General features: G+C 67.6%; 16 protein-coding genes and 1 pseudogene. 15 read left to right on the top strand and 2 right to left on the bottom strand.

The features are described from left to right. The first annotated feature begins 25 nt into the window (after nucleotides 1-25). The 14 genes from MW290_RS04405 to MW290_RS04340 are packed head-to-tail and all read left to right on the top strand — an operon-like array spanning nucleotide 26 to nucleotide 16,761. Complete coding sequence (locus MW290_RS04405) at nucleotides 26-808, top strand: alpha/beta fold hydrolase (RefSeq protein WP_250196074.1); 783 nt, start codon at nucleotides 26-28, stop codon at nucleotides 806-808. Next, nucleotides 805-2,151: an NAD(P)/FAD-dependent oxidoreductase gene (locus MW290_RS04400; protein ID WP_250196073.1), complete on the top strand. Its 1,347-nt coding sequence runs from the start codon at nucleotides 805-807 to the stop codon at nucleotides 2,149-2,151. Before MW290_RS04405 ends, MW290_RS04400 begins: the two co-directional genes overlap by 4 nt. Before the next feature lie 9 nt (nucleotides 2,152-2,160). Next, nucleotides 2,161-3,873 carry a PHA/PHB synthase family protein gene (locus MW290_RS04395; RefSeq protein WP_250196072.1) on the top strand — a complete coding sequence of 571 codons (1,713 nt, stop codon included), beginning with the start codon at nucleotides 2,161-2,163 and terminating at the stop codon, nucleotides 3,871-3,873. Nucleotides 3,874-3,910: 37 nt separating this feature from the next. Continuing rightward, on the top strand, nucleotides 3,911-5,089 hold the full coding sequence (locus tag MW290_RS04390) for an acetyl-CoA C-acetyltransferase (protein ID WP_250196071.1): 1,179 nt from the start codon (nucleotides 3,911-3,913) through the stop codon (nucleotides 5,087-5,089). Nucleotides 5,090-5,125: 36 nt separating this feature from the next. Further along, complete coding sequence (phbB, locus tag MW290_RS04385) at nucleotides 5,126-5,872, top strand: acetoacetyl-CoA reductase (RefSeq protein WP_250196070.1); 747 nt, start codon at nucleotides 5,126-5,128, stop codon at nucleotides 5,870-5,872. Nucleotides 5,873-5,909: 37 nt separating this feature from the next. Beyond that, complete coding sequence (locus tag MW290_RS04380) at nucleotides 5,910-6,608, top strand: DUF6781 family protein (RefSeq protein ID WP_250196069.1); 699 nt, start codon at nucleotides 5,910-5,912, stop codon at nucleotides 6,606-6,608. A 45-nt stretch (nucleotides 6,609-6,653) separates the two neighbouring features. Further along, nucleotides 6,654-8,087 carry a cytochrome ubiquinol oxidase subunit I gene (locus MW290_RS04375; RefSeq protein ID WP_250196068.1) on the top strand — a complete coding sequence of 478 codons (1,434 nt, stop codon included), beginning with the start codon at nucleotides 6,654-6,656 and terminating at the stop codon, nucleotides 8,085-8,087. Next, nucleotides 8,077-9,084, top strand: a complete 1,008-nt coding sequence (cydB, locus tag MW290_RS04370) for a cytochrome d ubiquinol oxidase subunit II (RefSeq protein ID WP_250196067.1) — start codon at nucleotides 8,077-8,079, stop codon at nucleotides 9,082-9,084. The genes MW290_RS04375 and cydB overlap by 11 nt, the downstream gene beginning before the upstream one ends. 12 nt (nucleotides 9,085-9,096) lie before the next feature. Further along, nucleotides 9,097-10,695, top strand: coding sequence for a Re/Si-specific NAD(P)(+) transhydrogenase subunit alpha (locus MW290_RS04365; RefSeq protein WP_250196066.1), 1,599 nt, complete (start codon nucleotides 9,097-9,099; stop codon nucleotides 10,693-10,695). A gap of 22 nt (nucleotides 10,696-10,717) precedes the next feature. Further along, nucleotides 10,718-12,133, top strand: a complete 1,416-nt coding sequence (pntB, locus tag MW290_RS04360) for a Re/Si-specific NAD(P)(+) transhydrogenase subunit beta (RefSeq protein WP_250196065.1) — start codon at nucleotides 10,718-10,720, stop codon at nucleotides 12,131-12,133. A 43-nt stretch (nucleotides 12,134-12,176) separates the two neighbouring features. After that, on the top strand, nucleotides 12,177-13,877 hold the full coding sequence (locus tag MW290_RS04355; protein ID WP_250196064.1) for an L-lactate permease: 1,701 nt from the start codon (nucleotides 12,177-12,179) through the stop codon (nucleotides 13,875-13,877). A 27-nt stretch (nucleotides 13,878-13,904) separates the two neighbouring features. After that, nucleotides 13,905-14,693, top strand: coding sequence for a (Fe-S)-binding protein (locus MW290_RS04350; protein ID WP_250196063.1), 789 nt, complete (start codon nucleotides 13,905-13,907; stop codon nucleotides 14,691-14,693). An 8-nt stretch (nucleotides 14,694-14,701) separates the two neighbouring features. Further along, nucleotides 14,702-16,117: a LutB/LldF family L-lactate oxidation iron-sulfur protein gene (locus tag MW290_RS04345; RefSeq protein WP_250196062.1), complete on the top strand. Its 1,416-nt coding sequence runs from the start codon at nucleotides 14,702-14,704 to the stop codon at nucleotides 16,115-16,117. Continuing rightward, nucleotides 16,114-16,761: a LutC/YkgG family protein gene (locus MW290_RS04340; protein WP_250196061.1), complete on the top strand. Its 648-nt coding sequence runs from the start codon at nucleotides 16,114-16,116 to the stop codon at nucleotides 16,759-16,761. The genes MW290_RS04345 and MW290_RS04340 overlap by 4 nt, the downstream gene beginning before the upstream one ends. Before the next feature lie 317 nt (nucleotides 16,762-17,078). Here the strand turns inward: MW290_RS04340 and MW290_RS04335 are convergent, their stop codons facing one another. Then, on the bottom strand, nucleotides 17,079-17,663 hold the full coding sequence (locus MW290_RS04335; RefSeq protein WP_250196060.1) for a DUF7686 domain-containing protein: 585 nt from the start codon (nucleotides 17,661-17,663) through the stop codon (nucleotides 17,079-17,081). 36 nt (nucleotides 17,664-17,699) lie between these two features. Beyond that, nucleotides 17,700-18,867, bottom strand: a pseudogene (locus MW290_RS04330) (tyrosine-type recombinase/integrase); the annotation flags it as partial. 281 nt (nucleotides 18,868-19,148) lie between these two features. Between MW290_RS04330 and MW290_RS04325 the strand changes: the two are divergent. Then, the gene (locus tag MW290_RS04325) at nucleotides 19,149-20,684 is read left to right on the top strand and encodes a TnsB C-terminal domain-containing protein (protein WP_250196059.1); all 1,536 of its coding nucleotides are present in this window, start codon (nucleotides 19,149-19,151) and stop codon (nucleotides 20,682-20,684) included. Nucleotides 20,685-20,707 lie beyond the last annotated feature (23 nt).

Raw genomic sequence — 20,707 nt, 5'->3', positions numbered from 1 at the left:
ACCATCACCCACGCGGCCCCGACCCTTGGCACTGCAATTGGCGTTCGAGGACACCGGCACCGGACCCCCGGTGGTGGTGCTGCACGGGCTGTTCGGCTCGGGCGCCAACTGGCGCTCGGTGGCGCGGGCCCTGGCACCGCATCACCGCGTGCTGTGCGTCGATCTGCGCAACCATGGCCACTCGCCGTGGACCGACTCGATGGACTACCTCGAGATGGCGGACGACGTGCGGGCGCTGATCGCTCGTCAGGGCCTGTCGCGGCCGACCGTCGTGGGTCACAGCATGGGCGGCAAGACCGCGATGGCGCTGGCGCTGACGAGCCCGGCCTCGGTCGGCAACCTGGTGGTGGTCGACATCGCGCCGGTGGCCTACGCCGACCGCTTCACGCCCTACGTGGAAGCGATGCGCAGCATCGATGCGGCGGCGACGGCGAGCCGCACCGAGGCGCAGCGGCGCCTGGCCGAACGGCTGCCCGACCCGGCGACCGCACCCTTCCTGCTGCAGAACCTGGTCAGCCGCAACGACCACTTCGACTGGCGGCTGAACCTCGCGGCGATCGGCATGTCGGTGCCGGTGCTGAGTGGGTTTCCGACCACGCTGCTCGGTCGCCGCTTCACCGGCCCGACTTCGCTGATCCACGGCGGTGCCTCCGACTATGTGGCCGCGGTGGACCTCGCGTCCTTCAAGGACCTGTTCCCGGAGTTCGAGACGCACACGATCGAGGACGCGGGGCACTGGGTGCACGCCGAGAAGCCCGAGACGTTCCTGATCGCTCTGCGTCAGGCCCTGGATCGAGCCACGCCATGAGCGGCACCCGCAACAACCCCGCGGGCCGCCACCGCGTCGTCATCGTCGGCGGCGGCGCAGGCGGGCTCGAACTGGCCACGCGGCTGGGCGACACCCTCGGCAATCGCGGGCGGGCTGAGATCACGCTGATCGACCGCAACCGGACGCATGTCTGGAAGCCCAAGCTGCACGAGATCGCCGCCGGCAGCATGGACATGAGCGCGCATGAGGTCGGCTACCTGGCGCAGGCGCATTGGCACCACTTCCGCTGGCGCGTCGGCGCGATGGTCGGTCTCGACCGCGCGCGGCGCGAGGTGCTGGTGGCCCCCTACGTCGACGACGAGGGTCAGCAGGTGACCGCTCAGCGGGTGTTCGGCTACGACACGCTGGTGGTGTCGATTGGCAGCCTCAGCAACGACTTCGGAACGCCGGGCGTGGCCGAGCACGCGATGAAGCTCGAGACCGCTGCCGACGCGCAGCGCTTCCGCACCCGGGTCATCAATGCCTGCATCCGCGCCCATGCGCAGGCAACGCCGCTGCGCCCTGAGCAATTGAAGGTGGCGATCATCGGCGCGGGTGCCACCGGTGTCGAGTTGGCGGCCGAGCTGCACCGCACGACGCGCGAGATGGTCGCCTTCGGGCTGGACCGTGTCGATGCCGACAAGGACATCCGCGTCAGCGTGATCGAAGCGGCGCCGCGCGTGCTGCCGGCGCTGCCGGAGAGGCTGTCGCAGGCCACCGAATCGCTGCTGACCAAGCTGGGGGTCGAGGTGCACACCCACGCCATAGTGGCCGAGGTGCTGCCCGGCGGGGTGAGACTCGCCGACGGCCGGCTGCTGCCGGCGGAACTGGTGGTGTGGGCGGCGGGCGTCAAGGCGCCGGACTTTCTGAAGAACATCGCCGGGCTCGAGACCAACCGCACCAACCAGCTGGTGGTGAAGCCGACGCTGCAGACCAGCCGGGACGACGATGTGTTCGCCATCGGCGACTGCGCGGCCTGCGCGTGGCCGCAGGCCGACCACGGCAAGGGCGGCATGGTGCCGCCGCGTGCCCAGGCGGCGCACCAGCAGGCGTCGCACATGGTCAAGCAGATCGGTCTGCGCCTGGCCGGCAAGCCGCTGCGGCCCTACCGCTACCGCGACTTCGGCTCGCTGGTCTCGCTGGGCGAGTTCAGCACGGTGGGCAACATGATGGGCGGGCTCATCGGCGGCAGCCTGATGGTCGAGGGCCTGTTCGCGCGCACGATGTACCTGTCGCTCTACAAGATGCACGAGTTGGCGCTGCATGGCTTCGCCAAGGTCGCCCTCGACACACTGGCGCGCCTGATCGTTCGGCGCACCGAACCGCATGTGAAGCTGCACTGAGGAGGGGCCATGACTGCTCCCAACCCCGACCCTTCGAAGTGGCTGACCGACCTGCTGGCAGGCCAGCAGGAGTTGTTTCGCATTCTTGGCGGCGGCTCCGACCCGGCAGGTTCCGGCGAGGCTGCGCCCCCGCTGGCCCTGCCATTCATGTCGCCCTGGATGGAAGGCACCAAGGCGCTGCTGGCCTGGCAGCAGCAGGCGAGCAACTGGTGGACCGGCGCGCTGGCCGGATCGGGGGCGGGCGCGCAAGTGCCGGTAGCCGACCGTCGCTTCGCAGGCGAGGCCTGGCGCAACGATCCGCGCTTCGACGGGCTGACGCAAACCTACCTCGGCCTGTCGGACATGGTGCGAAAGAACCTGGACGCCGCGCCGCTGGAAGGCCGCAGCAAGGCGCAGTGGGGATTCGTGCTGCGCCAGGTCGTCGATGCGCTGAGCCCGGCCAACTGCCTGGCCACCAACCCCGAGGCACTGCAGACCGCGCTTGACAGCGGCGGCGCGAGCCTCGTCGAAGGCATGCGCCTGTTCGTGCAGGACTTTGCCCGCGGCCGCGTGTCGATGACCGACGACAGCGCGTTCGAGGTCGGGCGCAACGTCGCCACCACGCCCGGCAGCGTGGTGTTCGAGAATGACCTGATCCAGCTGATCCAGTACGCGCCGACGACGGCGAAGGTGCACGAGCGGCCGCTGCTGATCGTGCCGCCGTGCATCAACAAGTACTACATCCTCGACCTGCAGCCCGACAACTCGCTGGTCGCCCACGCGGTGGCACAGGGCCACACGGTGTTCCTGGTCTCGTGGCGCAACGCCGGGCCCGAGCAGGGCAAGCTCGGCTGGGACGACTACCTCGAGCAGGGCGTGGTCCAGGCGATCGACGTCGCGCTGGCGATCAGCGGCGCCGACCGCGTCAACACGCTGGGCTTCTGCATCGGCGGCACGCTGCTCGCCAGTGCGCTGGCGGTGCTGGCCGCGCGCGGCGACGAGAAGGCGGCGAGCCTGACCTTGCTGACGACGATGCTCGACTTCAGCGACACCGGCGAGCTCGGCCTGATGGTCAGCGAGCAGGCCGTCGCCGCACGCGAGGCCACGATCGGCCACGGCGGCCTGCTCAAGGGCCGCGAACTGGCACAGGTCTTCGCCGCGCTGCGCGCCAACGATCTGATCTGGCCCTATGTCGTCAACGGCTACTTGAAGGGCAAGGCGCCGCCCGCCTTCGACCTGCTGTTCTGGAACGGCGACGACACCAACCTGCCGGGGCCGATGTACTGCTGGTACCTGCGCAACACCTACCTCGAGAACAAGCTGCGCGAGCCGGGCGGCACGATGCAGTGCGGCCTGCCGGTGGATCTGGGGCAGATCACGGTGCCCGCCTTCGTTTACGCCTCGCGCGAGGACCACATCGTGCCCTGGCAGACCGCCTATGCCGGCACGCAACTGCTCGGCGGCGACGTGCGCTTCGTGCTCGGCGCCAGCGGCCACATCGCCGGGGTCATCAACCCGCCGGCCAAGAAGAAACGCAACCACTGGGTCGGCAAGCTCGCCGCCGACGCCGACCGCTGGCTGGAACGCGCCGAGGACGTGCCGGGCAGTTGGTGGCCTGCCTGGATGGACTGGCTGGACGAACACGCCGGCCGCCTGGTTGCCGCACCCAAGTCGGCGGGCTCACGCAAGCACAAACCGATCGAAGCGGCGCCTGGCCGCTACGTCAAGACCAAAGCCCCGTAAGCCGATCTCCAACCCCTGCCTCACAGGAGCACTCATCATGCAAGACATCGTCATCGTCTCCGCCGCGCGCACCGCGGTCGGCAAGTTCGGCGGCTCGATCGCCAACATCCCCGCCACCGAACTCGGTGCGATCGTCATCCGCGAGGCCATTGCGCGCGCCAAGCTCGATCCGGCGCAGGTCGGCGAGGTCATCATGGGCCAGGTGCTGGCCGCGGGCGCCGGCCAGAACCCGGCGCGCCAGGCTTCGATGAAGTCCGGCGTGCCCAAGGAGACTCCCGCGCTGACGATCAACGCCGTCTGCGGCTCGGGCCTGAAGGCGGTGATGCTGGCCGCGCAGGCCGTGGCCTGGGGCGACAGCGAGGTCGTCGTCGCCGGCGGCCAGGAGAGCATGAGCCTGTCGCCGCATGTGTTGTTCGGTTCGCGGCAGGGCCAGCGCATGGGCGACTGGAAGATGCTCGACTCGATGATCGTCGACGGCCTGTGGGATGTCTACAACCAGTACCACATGGGCACCACGGCCGAGAACGTGGCCAAGGCGCACTCGATCACGCGCGAGCAGCAGGACGCGCTCGCACTTGCCAGCCAGCAGAAGGCGGCGGCGGCGCAGGACGCGGGCCGCTTCAAGGACGAGATCGTCGGCGTGACGATTCCGCAGAAGAAGGGTGACCCGTTGGTCTTTGCGGCCGACGAGTTCATCAACAAGAAGACCAATGCCGAAGCGCTGGCCGGTCTGCGGCCGGCGTTCGACAAGGCCGGCAGCGTCACCGCCGGCAATGCCTCGGGGCTGAACGACGGCGCCGCCGCGGTGGTGGTGATGAGCGCGAAGAAGGCCGCAGCACTGGGCCTGACGCCGCTGGCGCGCATCGCCAGCTTCGGCACCAGCGGCCTCGACCCCGCGACGATGGGCATGGGCCCGGTGCCGGCCAGTCGCAAGGCGCTGGAACGTGCCGGCTGGAAGGTCGGCGACGTCGATCTGTTCGAGCTGAACGAAGCGTTCGCCGCACAGGCCTGCGCGGTCAACAAGGTGCTCGAAGCCGACCCCGCCAAGGTCAACGTCAACGGCGGCGCCATCGCGATCGGCCACCCGATCGGCGCGAGCGGCTGCCGCATCCTCGTCACGCTGCTGCACGAGATGCAGCGCCGCAACGCGAAGAAGGGTCTTGCCGCGCTGTGCATCGGCGGCGGCATGGGCGTGTCGCTCGCGATCGAGCGCTGAGATCGGAACTCATTCAACCCGCCAGGAGACATCGAAATGAGCAACACACGCGTGGTCCTGGTCACCGGCGGCATGGGCGGCCTGGGCGAAACGATCTCCACCAAGATGGCCGACGCCGGCTACAAGGTCGCGGTCACCTACTCGCCGGGCAACAGCAAGCATGCCGAGTGGGTGGCCGGCATGAAGGAGCGCGGCTACGACATCGCCGCGGTGCCCTGCGACGTGGCCGACCTCGACTCGTGCGCGAAGGCGGTGGCCGAGGTCACAGCCAAGGTGGGACCGGTGGACGTGCTGGTGAACAACGCCGGCATCACGCGCGACATGACCTTCAAGAAGATGGACAAGGTCAACTGGGACGCGGTGATGCGCACCAACCTCGACAGCCTGTTCAACATGAGCAAGCAGGTCGTCGACGCGATGTCCGACCGGGGCTGGGGCCGGGTGATCAACGTCTCGTCGGTCAACGGCAGCAAGGGCGCCTTCGGCCAGACCAACTACTCGGCGGCCAAGGCCGGCGTGCACGGTTTCACCAAGGCGCTGGCGCTGGAGGTGGCGAAGAAGGGCGTGACCGTCAACACCATCTCGCCCGGCTACATCGGCACCAAGATGGTCACGGCGATTCCGAAGGACGTGCTCGACTCGAAGATCCTGCCGCACATCCCGGTGGGGCGTCTGGGAAAGCCCGAGGAAGTGGCGGGTCTGATCATCTACCTCGCATCCGACGAAGCGGCGTTCGTGACCGGCGCCAACATCGCGATCAACGGCGGCCAGCACATGCAGTGATGCGTGTTGCGACAACAACTCTCCAGGAGACAACGAGATGAGCGAGTCCGGTTTCGACCATGACGCCTTGGTAGAGCGGTTCGCTCAGGCCTCGGCCCGCCAGGGCGACGCGCTGCGCCAGGCCGTGCAGCAGGCCACGCTGAAGGCCCTGCAGGGCCGCGAGCTGACGCTCAAGAGCGTGCGCGACGCGGTCAAGGCGACGACCAAGGCCGCCTCGGCCGGCGCCGCGAAGAGCGGCTTGCCGACAACCGATGTCGAGGCGCTGCTGATGAAGGCCGTCGAGGGCATGGATGCCGCACTGGTCAAGGCGGTCGAAGCCAATCGCCGGGCGCTCGAACAATTCGTCGACCAGGGCGTCCAGCTGCGAGAGACCAAGATGAAGAAGGCGCTCGCCGACATCGAGAAGATGGAGGACACCCTGTATGGCAGCCTGGACAAGGCAGTGGCCGACGCGGCGAAGAACCTGCAAGGACCCTGGGCCATGGTGCTCGAAGGGATGAAGGCCAGGGGCAGCGCGACCGGCTCCAGCGCCACGGCTGCGCTGGAGCAGCTGACCGAGCGGTCGCGCGAGGCCGTGCGACGGGGCCGAGCCCAGGCCCAGAGCACCGTGGACGCCTGGATGGACCACTACACGGCGCTGGCGCGCGGCGTGCTGATCGGCATGTCCGAGGGGCTCGACGCATCGGCGCCGCCCCCGGCCGCCAAGTCGTCCTCCAGGCGGGCGCGCCAAGGCTGAGCCCCGGCTCTCACCGACAACGGCCACACCTTGACCGCCTGAACCATGGACGCCTTGCTGCTGTCGCGCCTGCAGTTCGTGTGGGTGATCGCTTGGCACATCCTGCTGCCGGCATTCACCGTCGGGCTGGCCTGCTACATCGCCACGCTCGAAGTGCTGTGGTGGTGGAAGAAGGATGACGTGTACCGGCGGCTGTCGGCCTACTGGATCAAGATCTTTGCCGTCTCGTTCGGCATGGGCGTGGTCTCGGGCATCGTTATGCCGTTCCAGTTCGGCACCAACTGGAGCCGCTTCTCCGACGCCGCCGCCAGCGTCATCGGCTCGCTGATGGCCTACGAGGTGCTGACCGCGTTCTACCTGGAGGCGGCGTTCCTCGGCGTGCTGCTGTTCGGCCGCAAGCTGGTGCCGCAGTGGGCGCATGTGTTCTCCGCCTTGATGGTGGCGTTCGGCACACTGATGTCGTCGTTCTGGATCCTCGCCGTCAACAGCTGGATGCAGACGCCGCAGGGCCACGTCGTTGTGGACGGGCGTTTCGAGCCGGTCAGCATGCTGGCGGTGCTGTTCACGCCGTCGTTTCCATACCGCCTCTCGCACACGGTGATCGCCTTCCTCGTCACCAGCGGATTCGTGATCCTCGCCGTCGCCGCAGGGTTCCTGCGCCAGCGCCGGCACGTCGAGGAAAGCCGCGTGATGGTGAAGATGTCGCTCGCTTTCCTGAGCATCATGGTGCCGCTGCAGATCGTCGTCGGCGACCTGCACGGCCTGAACACGCTCAAGCACCAGCCGGCCAAGCTGGCTGCGATGGAAGGCATCTGGGAGACCGAACGCGGCGTCGCGGCGTCGCTGTTCGCGATCCCAGACGAGAAGGCCGAGCGCAACCGCTTCGAGATCGCGATCCCCAAGCTCGCGAGCTGGTACCTCACGCACGACTGGAACGGAGAGATCAAGGGTCTGAAGGAATGGCCGCGCGAGGAGCGGCCGCCGGTGGCGATCGTCTACTTCGCGTTTCGCATCATGGTCGGCATGGGGCTGCTGATGCTGCTCGTGGTGGTCGTCGGCTGGGTCATGCACTTCAAGGGGCGGCTCTACGAGTCGCCGCTGTTCCTCAGGCTGGCTCACTGGTCGATGCCGCTCGGCTTCATTGCCGTGCTTGCCGGCTGGACCGTCACCGAGGTCGGGCGCCAGCCGTGGGTGGTCTATGGCCTGATGCGCACGAGCCAGGGCGTGAGTCCAAGCCTGACCACCTTCGATGTCGCCCTGTCGTTCGCGTTCTACATCGCCGCCTACATCGTGATCTTCGGCGCCGGCTTCATGCTGCTGCGGCGCATCGTGCGCGCCGGCCCGCAGGTGGCGGTCGCGGCGGAAGCCGCGCAAGGCGAACCGTCGCAGGACGAGCCGGCGCGCCCGGCACGACCGCTGTCGGCTGCCACGGAAGCAACAACGGCAGGTGCGACGGCAAGGGGCGACCATGCAACTTGACCTCGTGCCGCTGTGGACTGCAATCCTCGCGCTCGCCGTCTTCATGTACGTGCTGCTCGACGGTTTCGACCTCGGCGTCGGCATGCTGTTCGGGTTGCGTCGCGACCCGCATGAGCGCGACCTGATGGTGGCCAGCGTCGCCCCGGTGTGGGACTTCAACGAGACCTGGCTGATCCTGGGCGGCGGCGGCCTGCTCGCGGTGTTTCCGCTCGCGTTCGCGGTGCTGATGCCCGCGCTGTACTTCCCCATCCTGCTGATGCTGCTGGGCCTGCTGTTCCGCGGCGTCGCATTCGAGTTCCGCGAAGTCGAGGGCGCGCGACGCGGCGTGTGGGACAACGCGTTCATCTGGGGCTCGCTCGTCGCCAGCTTCGCCCAGGGTGTGATCCTCGGCAACATCGTGCAGGGCTTTCCGGTGCAGAACCGACAGTTCGTCGGCACCAGCTGGGACTGGGCCACGCCGTTCACGCTGCTGACCGGCGCCGCGGTCGTCGCCGCCTACATGCTGCAGGGCGCGACCTGGCTGGTGATGAAGACCGAAGGCCCGCTGCAGCAGTGGTCGCGACGCATCGCACAGCGCTCCCTGTGGTGGGTGCTCGCGTTCGTCGCGGCGGTGAGCGTGTGGACGCCGCTTGCCTCCGAGCGGATCGCCGAGCGCTGGTTCAGCTGGCCGAACCTGCTCTGGTTCTCGCCGGTGCCCATCCTCACCGCCGCCGTCGCGGCGCTGCTCTACACCAGTCTGCGCCACGAACGGCGCGACGTGCTGCCGTTCCTGTGTTCGTTCGGCATCTTCTTCCTGGCTTTTACCGGCCTGGTGATCAGCCTGTGGCCCTACCTGATATGGCCATCGATCACCTTGTGGGACGCCGCAGCGCATCCGATTTCGCAGGCCTTCCTGCTTGTCGGCACGATGTTTCTGCTGCCGATCATCCTGCTGTACGTGATCTGGTCGTACTGGGTGTTCCGGGGCAAGGTGCGCGCCGGGCATGGGTACCACTGAGGAGTCGAGACCATGGCCTTGCTGATTGGAGTTCCCACGGAGACCGCGCCGGCCGAGAAGCGCGTCGCGACCGTGCCGGACGTGGTGGAGAAGCTGCGCAAGCTGGGCTTCTCGGTGGCCGTGCAAAGCGGCGCCGGCGACGCCTCCAACTTCGCCGACGACGCGTACCGAGCGGCCGGGGCCGACATCGTTGAGACCGCGTCCGACATCTGGGCCCGGTCGGACATCGTGTTCAAGGTGCGTGCGCCGAGCCCTGACGAGGTGGCGCTGCTGCGGCAAGGCGGCACGCTGATCGGGTTCATCTGGCCAGCGCAGAACCCTGAGTTGATGAAGCAGCTGGCGGCAAAGATGGCCACCGTGCTCGCCATCGACTCGTTGCCGCGCCAGCTGTCGCGCGCGCAGAAGATGGACGCGCTGACCTCGATGGCCGGGGTCAGCGGCTACCGCGCGGTGATCGAGGCGGCCAACGCCTTCGGCCGCTACTTCAACGGCCAGATCACGGCCGCCGGCAAGATTCCGCCGGCCAAGGTGTTCATCGCCGGTGCCGGCGTGGCGGGCTTGGCGGCGATCGGCACCGCGGCGGGCCTCGGAGCGATCGTGCGCGCCAACGACACCCGCGCCGAGGTGGCCGATCAGGTGGTCTCCCTCGGCGGCGAGTTCGTCAAGGTCGACTACGAGGAAGAGGGTTCGGGTGGCGGCGGCTACGCCAAGGTGATGAGCGAGGGCTTCCAGGCCGCGCAGCGTGCGATGTACGCGCAGCAGGCCAAGGAATGCGACATAGTGATCACCACCGCGCTGATCCCAGGCAAGCCCGCGCCGCGGCTGATCACCGCTGAGATGGTCAAGAGCATGAAGCCCGGCAGCGTGATCGTCGACATGGCGGCCGAGCAGGGCGGCAACTGCGAACTCACCGAGCCCGGCCAGTCGGTGGTGAAACACGGCGTGACGATCATCGGCTACACCGACCTCGCCAGCCGTCTGGCCAAGCAGTCTTCCACGCTGTACTCGAACAACCTCCTGCGTCTGACCGAGGAGCTGTGCAAGACCAAGGACGGCGTCATCGACGTCAACATGGAAGACGACGCGATCCGCGGCCTGACGGTCATCAAGGAAGGTGCCATCACATGGCCGCCTCCGCCGCCCAAACTGCCGGCCGCGGCACCGGCCAAACCCGCAGCGGCGTCCGTCGTCGCGCCGTCCGCCAAGAAGGGCCACGGCCACGGTGCCAGCGAGCCGATGTCGGCGCGGTCGCTATTGACGGTGTTCGGCGCGGGTGCGCTGGCCTTCGCGCTCGTGGGCCTCTACGCGCCGGCCTCGTTCCTCGCGCACTTCACCGTGTTCGTGCTGGCCTGCTTCATCGGCTACATGGTGGTGTGGAACGTCACGCCGTCGCTGCACACGCCGCTGATGAGCGTGACCAACGCCATCTCGTCGATCATCGCCATCGGCGCGCTGGTGCAGGTGGCGCCGCCGCTGGCAGGTGGTGCCGGAGCCGATCGGCCGTCGCAGCTGATCCTCGGCCTGGCCGTCGTGGCGCTGGTGCTGACGGCCGTCAACATGTTCGGCGGCTTCGCGGTCACGCGGCGCATGCTGGCAATGTTCCGCAAGTGAACAACAAGAAGCAGGAGCGAACATGACCGCAGGCCTGGCCACCGTCTCCTACATCGGCGCCATCATCCTCTTCATCCTCAGCCTGGGCGGGCTGTCGAATCCGGAGACCGCGCGCCGCGGCAACGTATTCGGCATCGTCGGCATGGCCCTCGCGGTGCTGGCCACCGTGCTCGGCCCGCGCGTCACGCCGGCCGGGTACGCGTGGATCGTCGGCGCCCTCGTCGTCGGCGGCGCCATCGGCCTCTTCGCCGCCAAGAAGGTGCAGATGACGCAGATGCCCGAACTGGTGGCATTGATGCACAGCCTCGTCGGACTGGCCGCCTGCCTGGTCGGCTTCGCGAGCTACGTCGATACGTCCACCGTGTTCCCGACACCGGCCGAGAAGGCGATCCACGAGGTCGAGATCTACGTCGGCATCCTGATCGGCGCGGTCACGTTCTCGGGATCGATCGTCGCTTTCGGCAAGCTGTCCGGCAAGATCGGCGGCAAGCCGCTGCTGCTGCCCGGGCGTCACTGGCTCAATTTGGCCGGGCTGGTGGTGGTCGTCTGGTTCGGGCGCGAGTTCCTGCGCGCGCACGAGATCCAGGCCGGCATGACCCCGCTGATCGTCATGACGGTGATCGCGCTGCTGTTCGGCATCCACATGGTGATGGCGATCGGCGGCGCCGACATGCCGGTGGTGGTGTCGATGCTCAATAGCTACTCGGGCTGGGCCGCGGCAGCGACCGGCTTCATGCTCGGCAACGATCTGCTGATCGTCGTCGGCGCCCTGGTGGGTTCCTCTGGCGCCATCCTGAGCTACATCATGTGCCGCGCGATGAACCGCAACTTCATCAGCGTCATCGCCGGCGGCTTCGGCACCGGTGGCGGTGCGCCGCCTCCTGCTGACGGTGGCGCGCAACCGGCCGGCGAGGTGGTGCCAGTCAGCGCCGTGGAGACTGCTGAGCTGCTGCGCGAGGCCAAGAACGTCGTCATCGTGCCCGGCTACGGCATGGCGGTGGCGCAGGCCCAACACATGGTGTGCGAGATCACGAAGATTCTGCGCGACAAGGGTGTCAACGTGCGCTTCGGCATTCATCCGGTCGCAGGCCGCATGCCGGGCCACATGAACGTGCTGCTCGCCGAGGCCAAGGTGCCCTACGACATCGTGCTCGAGATGGACGAGATCAACGAGGACTTCCCCGGCACCGACGTGTCGATGGTCATCGGCGCCAACGACATCGTGAACCCCTCGGCGCAGGAAGACCCCACGAGCCCGATCGCCGGCATGCCGGTGCTCGAGGTGTGGAAGGCGCGCACCTCGATCGTCATGAAGCGCAGCATGGCCTCGGGCTATGCCGGCGTGGACAACCCGCTCTTCTACAAAGACAACAACCGCATGCTGTTCGGCGACGCGAAGAAGACGCTTGAAGAGGTGCTGGCCGCGCTGATCGCCTGAGCCGGCCGAGCCACGCATCCAAACCATTTCAAGGAGACACCCCATGGAACTCGGCCTGCAAGCCCTGTTGGCATTCACCCCGATCGCCCTGTCGGGCGTGCTGCTGGTCGGCCTCGGCTGGTCGGCCAAGCGCGCGATGCCGCTGGTCTATGTCGTCACCGCCCTCATCGCGCTGACGGCCTGGGGTGTGAGCTTCAACCGCGTCCTCGCGGCGACGCTGGAAGGGATCATCATCACGGTGCAGGTGCTGTGGATCATCTTCGGCGCGCTGCTGCTGCTGAACACGCTCAAGCACTCGGGCGGCATCGCCAGCATCCGCAGCGGCTTCGCACGCATCAGCCCGGATCGCCGCATCCAGGTGATCCTGATCGCCTGGCTGTTCGGCTGCTTCATCGAAGGCGCCTCTGGCTTCGGCACACCGGCAGCAGTGGCCGGCCCGCTGATGGTGGCGGTTGGCTTTCCGGCGCTGTCGGCGGTGATGTTCGGCATGATCATCCAGTCCACGCCGGTGTCCTTCGGCGCGGTCGGCACGCCGCTGCTCGTCGGTGTGCAGGGCGGGCTGCAGCGCGAGTCGATGACACAGGCGCTGGTGGCTCAAGGTCAGGGCTGGCCCGATTTCTTCAACCTGATCGTGGAGCGGGTGGCACTCGGCCACGCCATCGCCGGCACGCTGATCCCGGTGTTCCTGGTGTTCTTCATGACCCGCTTCTTCGGCCGCAACCGCTCGTGGTCCGAGGCGCTGCCGGCGGTGCCGTTTGCGCTGTTCTCGGCGTTCGCTTTCACGATCCCGTACGGGCTGGCCGGGCGTTTTCTCGGGCCTGAGTTCCCCTCGCTGCTGGGTGGCCTGCTGGGCCTGGCGCTGGCGACGCTGGCCGCGCGCGCCGGCTTTCTCGTGCCGAAGAAGACCTGGGACTTCGCCGACCCGAAGGAGTGGCCGGAGGAGTGGATGGGCAGCATCCAGATGAAGGTCGACCATGCCACGAAGCAGATCCCGATCGTCCTCGCCTGGGTGCCCTACCTGCTGCTGGCGCTGATCCTGGTGCTCAGCCGCACCATGCCCGACTTCAAGGCCTGGCTGCTGTCGGTGAGTGTCGGCGTGAAGGACATCCTCGGCGAGGCCGGCATCAGTGGCAACTTCCAGCCGCTGTACCTGCCCGGCGGCATTCTGGTCTTCGTCTGCCTGCTCACGATCCTGCTGCACCGCATGCACATGTCCGACTTCGTGAAGGCCACGCGCGAGTCCGGCGGCACCCTGCTCGGTGCCGGCTTCGTGCTGCTGTTCACCGTGCCGATGGTGCGCATCATGATCCAGTCGGGCGTCAACGCCAACGAGCTCGCCAGCATGCCGATCTCGATGGCCCGCTGGGTCGCTGCATCGGTAGGTGACGTCTATCCGGTGTTCGCGCCGACGGTGGGTGCGCTCGGCGCCTTCCTGGCCGGCTCCAACACCGTCTCGAACCTGATGCTCAGCCAGTACCAGTACAGCGTGGCTCAAGCCCTCGGCGTGAGCGGGGCGACGATGGTCGCGGCGCAATCCATCGGCGCGGCAGCGGGCAACATGATCGCGATCCACAACGTGGTGGCCGCCTCGGCGACGGTCGGCGTGATGGGGCGCGAGGGCCAGATCCTGCGCCGCACGATCATTCCGACGATCTACTATGTTGCGCTCGTCGGAGCGCTGGCCATGGTGGCGATGCATGTGGTGAATTGGGGCGATCCGCTGCTCGGTGTGAAACTGCCGTGATGCGCTGCCCGAACCGAAAGAATTCCCATGACTGATTCCCGCGGTCCGCTCAAGCCGTCGACGCCCCCCCGGGTGGCGCTCTTCGTCACCTGCCTGGCCGACGCGATCCGCCCCAGCGTCGGCTTCGCGACACTCAAGCTGCTGCAAGACGCCGGCTGCCAGGTCGAGGTGCCGGCGCAGCAGACCTGCTGCGGGCAGCCGGCCTTCAACAGTGGTGACACCCGCGATGCGGCCAAGCTGGCGCGCCGCTTCATCGAGATCTTCGAGCCCTACGACTACGTGGTCGCGCCTTCGGGCTCCTGCGTCGGCATGACACGCGCACATTACCCCGAGGCGCTGGCCGACGATGCGGCCTGGGCCGAGCGCGCGCGCCGGCTCGGTGAGCGCACGTTCGAGTTGATGAGCTTTCTCGTCGACGTGATGCACTTCAAGCCGAGCGGCGTGACACTCGCGACCACCGCCACCTACCACGACAGCTGCTCCGGCCTGCGTGAACTGGGTGTCTACGAACAGCCGCGCGCGCTGCTCGGCACGGTCGGCGGCCTGGAGCTGAAACCGCTCGAAGGCAACGACGTGTGCTGCGGCTTCGGCGGCACGTTCTGCGTCAAGTACCCGGCGATCTCCAACGCCGTGGTGTCGGAGAAGGCCGCCGCGATCGACCGCAGCGGCGCCCGCCTGCTGCTCGGCGGCGATCTGGGCTGCCTTGTGAACATGGCCGGCAAGCTGCAGCGCAACGGTTCGCCGGTGCGCGTCTACCACGCCGCCGAGGTGCTGGCCGGCATGGCCGATGCGCCTTCGATCGGCGAGAAGGAATGAGCGAGACCATGCACACCTCCATCCTGTCCTTCCGCGCGCGTGCGGACGTCGCGCTGAGCGATCCGAAGCTCAAGCTCGCGATCGACCGCACGACCGGCACGGCCGAGCGCAAGCGCGCCGCCGCGCTGGCGGCCTTCCCGCAGTTCGACGCCGCCCGCGACCGCGGCAAGCGGATCAAAGACCACGTCATCGAGCACTTCGACCACTACCTGCTCGAGTTCGAACGCAACGCGATCGCCTCCGGCGCCCAGGTGCACTGGGCGTCGACGGCTGACGAAGCCTCGCGCATCGTCGTTGACCTGTGCCGCAAGGCCAACGCAAAGCGGGTCACGCGCGTGAAGTCGATGCTCGGCGAAGAGATCGGCCTGCCGCATGCGCTGGACGCGGCCGGCATCGAGCGCGTCGAAACCGATCTGGCCGAGCACATCGTGCAACTCGGAGGCGATCGGCCGTCGCACATCGTCTGGCCGTCGATGCACCGCACGCGCGAGCAGGTGTCGGAGATGTTCAAGCAGGCGCATCGTGTCCCGCACACCGAGGAGACGATCGAGGCGATGGTCGACAGCGCCCGCCGCGAGTTGCGCGACAAGTTCCTGAGCGCTGACGTGTCGATCTCGGGCGCCAATTTTTTGCTCGCCGACACCGGGGCGACCTGCACCGTGACCAACGAGGGCAATGCCGAGCTGACGACATCGCCGCCGCGCATGCACATCGTCACCGCCGGCATCGAGAAGCTCGTGCCGAGCCTGCCGCACGCGTTCGCGCTGCTGCGCCTGCTGGTGCGCTCGGCCACGGGCGCCGACGTCACGCAGTACACCACCTTCCATTGCGGACCCAAGAAGCCCGGCGACCTGGACGGCCCTGAGGAATTCCACATCGTGCTGGTCGACAACGGCCGCACGAAGATGCTCGCCGAGGCCGGGTTGCGCGAGATGCTGCGCTGCATCCGCTGCGGCGCCTGCATGAACCACTGCGTGGTGTTCCGACAGATGGGCGGGCATGCCTACGGTGGCACCTACCCCGGGCCGATGGGGGCCGTGCTCACCCCGGTCTTCGACGGTCTGGAGCAGACCCGCGACCTGCCGCACGCGTGCACCCTCAATGGCAAGTGCCAGGAGGTCTGCCCAGTGGACATTCCGCTGCCGACCTTGCTGCGCGGCTGGCGCGACCGCTCGTGGCGCGAGGGGCTGGAACCGGCGGCGATGCGGTTTGGGATGGGGATCTTCACGTTTGTCGCGTCGCGCCCGTGGCTGTACAAGCTGGGCGCCTCGGTCGCAGTTCGCGCGATGCGTTTGTTCGGCCGTGGGGGACGGATCCGCAGCATGCCCGGTCTCGGCGCGTGGACGGAGCACAGGGACTTTCCGGCGCCCGAGGGCCGCACCTTCATGGCCCGCTACGCCAGCGGCGAGGGGAGGCAGAAGTGACGGCACGTGACGACATTCTGGGCCGCGTCCGCGCTGCGCTCGGTCGCCGAAGCATCGATCCGGCAAGCGTTGCCAGCGCTGCCGCGACGCTGCTGGCGGACCTGCCGTCAACGCGGCCCAGGCTCCTCGCAAGCTCGTTGGCGGAAGCCTTCATTGCGCGTGTCACCTCGCCCAAGGTGGCCGCGACGGCTGAGCGCATCGAATCGACAGCCGCATTGCCTGAGGCCGTGGCCAGGTACCTTCGCGCACGCGATCTGCCGAAGGCCATCGCTCTCCAGCCGCTTGCGCTGCTGCGTTCGCTCGACTGGTCGGGGTTCGCGGTGCGCGACCGCGTCGCCTCTGACGAAGTGGCCGCGATCGGCATGGCGCGGTGGGGTATTGCCGAGACCGGCTCGCTGGTCTTCCATTCCGGGGCCGACACGGCGGTGCTGGCGAATTTCCTTCCGCTGCATCACATCGTGCTGCTTCGCAAGGCCGATCTCCTGGCCTACCTTGAAGACTACGCGACGCTGGTTGCTGGCCAGCCGATGCCCCGCAACGTGAACCTCATCACGGGGGCCAGCGGCACGACCGACATCGAGGGAAGCCTGGTGCTGGGCGCCCATGGCCCGAGGTATATGCATGTCGTTCTCGTCGACGCCTAGCAGGGCGGTTGCAGTCGGCTGCGCGCTCGTTTCGCATTCGATGGACAAGCGCTCGAGGCGACCTGGCGTTGACTGCCGATGGGCTGCTGCCGGTTTCCAGGACACCTTGTTAAGGTGGAATCAGAAACTGGAGGTGGTGGATGGGGTAGTCGTACCTTTCGTGCAGATTGGTGCGCTGTGATCTGAGAACCCGTTGCACGACAAGCACTTACAATTCCGGCTCTTCCGAGATCTGCAGATTTTTCGTGCTGATTGGTGCGCTTCGTCTCGGGCACCCGTGCGATGCCGGATCCCGCTGACTTACGCGTTCGGCCCGGTCAGACCTCTTCGCTCCGGTCGCGAAACTCCAGCTTGAACTGCCAGCCCTCGAAGGTCGCCACCATCCGTCCGAACTCGTCCCAGGAGATCTCACGGCCGTCAATCACGATCATCGGCACACGATTGTCCTCGTCGGGATCGCTGTCGACGGTCCCTCGTAGCACCAAGCCATCGTTCACCTGCGGTCCGTGGTCAGTGTCCTCGATGTGGGTGAGAGCCAAGGCACGGCGCATCTTGACAATGAGCTTGCCGAGCAACTCCAGAGGGTCGTCGTCTGGCTCCCCGATCACCTGAAACCGATACCCGGCAGGGCCGCCATCGCGCAACTCGAACGCGTCGATCGCCAAGCCGGTGCCGCACAGCCAGTTGCGGAACCGGAACTCGTGCTCCGCCCCGCGCCCGTCGAGCATGCGGATGGGCTCGAACGCCACGTGCTCGAACCCCTGCAGCCCGAGTCGGGTGGCGGCGGCCTCGTTGAAGCATCGGCCGCAGAGCCGCCGGTAGCCGGCCTCCATCAACCCGTAGTTCACGACATCGTGGTCGTCCGCGGGTTGATGGCAGGCATCGCAGGTGATGGGCGGCATGGTTTGCAGGGTGTGTGAAGGCGAGGCGACTGTAGGCTACGACCGCGGAGCTGCGAACCGATCGGTCACCTGCTTGGCCCGCCGCGCATCGTCGGTGTGAAGGTACATCGAGGTCGTGGCCAGCGAGGCGTGCCGCAGGTTGTCGCGCACCGTGGTCAGCTGGGCGCCGCCTTGGAGCAGGTGAGTGGCGTGCGTGTGCCTTGTCCAATGCGGCGTGGCCAGGCGCAGCTTCTCGGCCAGCGCCGGGGTGCCTTCCCCACGACGTCGGCTGCGGTGCTGAAGAACCGCTTCATCACTCGCCACAGGCGCCACGACGAGATCTGGTTTCGATCATCGCCAAGGCTGCCAATCAGTGGGGTATACGGACGCCACTTCGAGGGCGTCAGGGTAGTCCCCGTTGAACGAGGTAGCGATCGAGCGCGGCGCGGGCCAACGGAGGCAGCACGACCTTGCCGGCCTTGTGGCCCTTGCCGACGACCCGGATCCAGGTGTCGCCGTGTGCGTCTGCTTCGATCGCGGCAAGTAGCGCGCCCACGAGCTCGCTGATTCGAAGGCCCGTGGCATAAGCAAAGTCCAGCATGAACCGCAGCCGCTGCGCGGCTGGCTCGCTCCAGCCGTAGGACGACTCCAGGCCATCGGCCACCACCCGGACGAGCTTCCACTCGTGCTCGGCGAAGGCGTGAGACGTGTCGAGCTGCGCCGGCCGGCCGCCTCGCACCTTGACGCCGGCAAACGGATTGGCCAGCACATAGCGCTGCTCGATGAGCCAGCGGTGCAGGGCATTGAGCACCGATAGCGCGTACGCGGCCGAGCGTGCCGAGAGGTCACCCGCGAAGGGACGCCACGCCGGCGACGACCTCGGCTGCGGCGCGCCGACCCAGCGCGCGCGAGGGCTCGGATGACGCAGAAATGCACGGTAGGCAATGGCGTCCTCGGTGGTCAGCGACGACAAGGCCCGCCCGCGCTCGACGATTGCCCACAGGATCAGCCGTTCGGCCTTCTTGCGGTAGGCACGCTGGGTCGCTGCCGACTCGTGCAGCGACAGCCAGGCGTTCACGGCCTGATAGTCGTTGCTGGCGTCGAGTGCGCAACTGGCCCGCGGGGCACGGAAGGTGCCCCGCGAGCCATCGACGTCTTCGGGGACGACCAGTCGCTCCCAGGGAACCAGTTCTTGGGCCTGTGCCACCGTCACCAGCTGTTGAGATCCACGAACCCTGCTAGCCATGTCCACGAACCGTGCTAGCGAGACTTGCGGCTAAGGCATTGATTCAACAAGGAAATTCGGGTTCTGAACTCCTCTCGCTGTCTGTAGCGAGTTGACGACAACACGCGACACCGAGTCCACGAACCTCGCTATTGCATTTGGCGTGTCCATGAAGCATGCTACTGGCGCATTTGTGAGGTGAACGGATGCAGTCGCCCCATGAGATCGGCGAACGTGAAGTCCGGATCGCTCGCGTGCTGAGGCCGTTAGGCCGAGGTCCCATGAGACGCGAGCAGGCCGAGCGCGCGGGCCAACTGCTGGGTGTCCACTGGACCACGGTCTATCGCCTTCGTGCTCGATTTCTGGCGGATCCGAGAACGTCTGCGCTGGTACCGGACGCGGGAGGCCGCCGCGGCGAACCCTGGCGGCTGGCGCCTGCGGTCGAGGCGATCGTCTCGTCGGTCGTCGAACAGTGGTTCCCGCGGCAGCGCGAGCTCGCACACCCCGTGCTGGACACCTTCAACGAGGTTCGCCGGCGCTGCACGGAACATGGTCTCGTGGCGCCGTCACGCAACACGGTGGCGCGCAGGCTGCGTTCGCACCGCGGCCAGGAACTCCAGCATCTGGCCTCTCTCCCAGGCGCTGCAATCGCGCCCGGCAGCTTCGGAGCGGACTGGCCGTTGGAGATCGTGCAGATCGACCACACCCAGGCCGACGTCCTCATCGTCGACCGCTTCACCCGCAAGGTCATCGGCCGCCCCTGGCTGTCGGTGGCCATCGATCTGGCCACGCGCACGGTCCCGGCCTTCTTCATCGGCATGGAGCGGCCCGGTGCCGGCACCGTGGCCCTCCTGGTCAGCCGCATCGTCCAGCCCAAGGCGGCCTGGCTGGCTCACCTGGGGCTGCAGATCGACTGGCCGATGGCCGGCCTACCGCAGCGGCTGCACCTGGACAACGCGGCCGAGTTCCGCAGCCGCGCCCTTCGCCTGGGCTGCGCTCAGTACGGCATCGAGCTCGACCACCGGCCGGTCGGCCGCCCGAACTATGGCGGCCACATCGAGCGCATGAACCGCACGCTGATGCAGCGGCTGAAGGGTCTGCCCGGCGCCACCGGCAACTCGCCGCGCGGCCGCAAGGCGCGCAAGCCCGAACAGCGCGCCTGTCTGACCTTGGAGGAATTCGAGCGTTGGCTGGCCCTCGAAGTCGGCGAGCGCTACCACCACAGCGAGCATCGGGGCCTGTTCCGCTCCACCCCCTTCTCGGCATGGCAGTCACTGGTTGAACAGCGTGCCCCGCGCCAACTGGCGCCTGGGCCCGATGAGGCCATGAAGCTGCTGATCAACTTCATGCCGCTGGCCCACCGCTCGATCCAGGCCGATGGCCTGACCATTTTCTACATCCGCTACTGGAACCCCGTGTTCGTCGTCTGGCGCGAACAGCGGCAGAGGGTGAGGGTGCGCTACCACCCCGAGGACCTGTCGAGGATCTTCGTCAGCGCCGACGGGCGCAACTATGTGCAGGCGAACTACGCCGACCTGCGGCGCCCTCGCATCACGCTGTGGGAGCAGCGTGCCGCCGTGCGAGCCCTCAGGGCGGCGCATGTGCCCCGGGTGTCCGAAGAGCATGTCTTCCGCGCCATCGGTGCGCAACGACAGATCGTGGAGCAAGCCGAGCGATCGGCACGCCGGGCGCGCCGCAACTCGAAGGCGCCACCAGCGGCGCCTTCGCCTGAACTTCAGACCCGCGATTCTGGGCAGCCGACGGAAGTGGACTACAGCAAACCGGTGACACCTTACGCCGTGGAGATCTGGAAGTGATCGTGCGCGAGCGCTCCCACCTT

The sequence above is a fragment of the Aquincola tertiaricarbonis genome (genome assembly GCF_023573145.1).
Lineage (GTDB): Bacteria > Pseudomonadota > Gammaproteobacteria > Burkholderiales > Burkholderiaceae_C > Aquincola > Aquincola tertiaricarbonis_B.
This window is presented reverse-complemented; position numbering and strand designations above follow the sequence as displayed.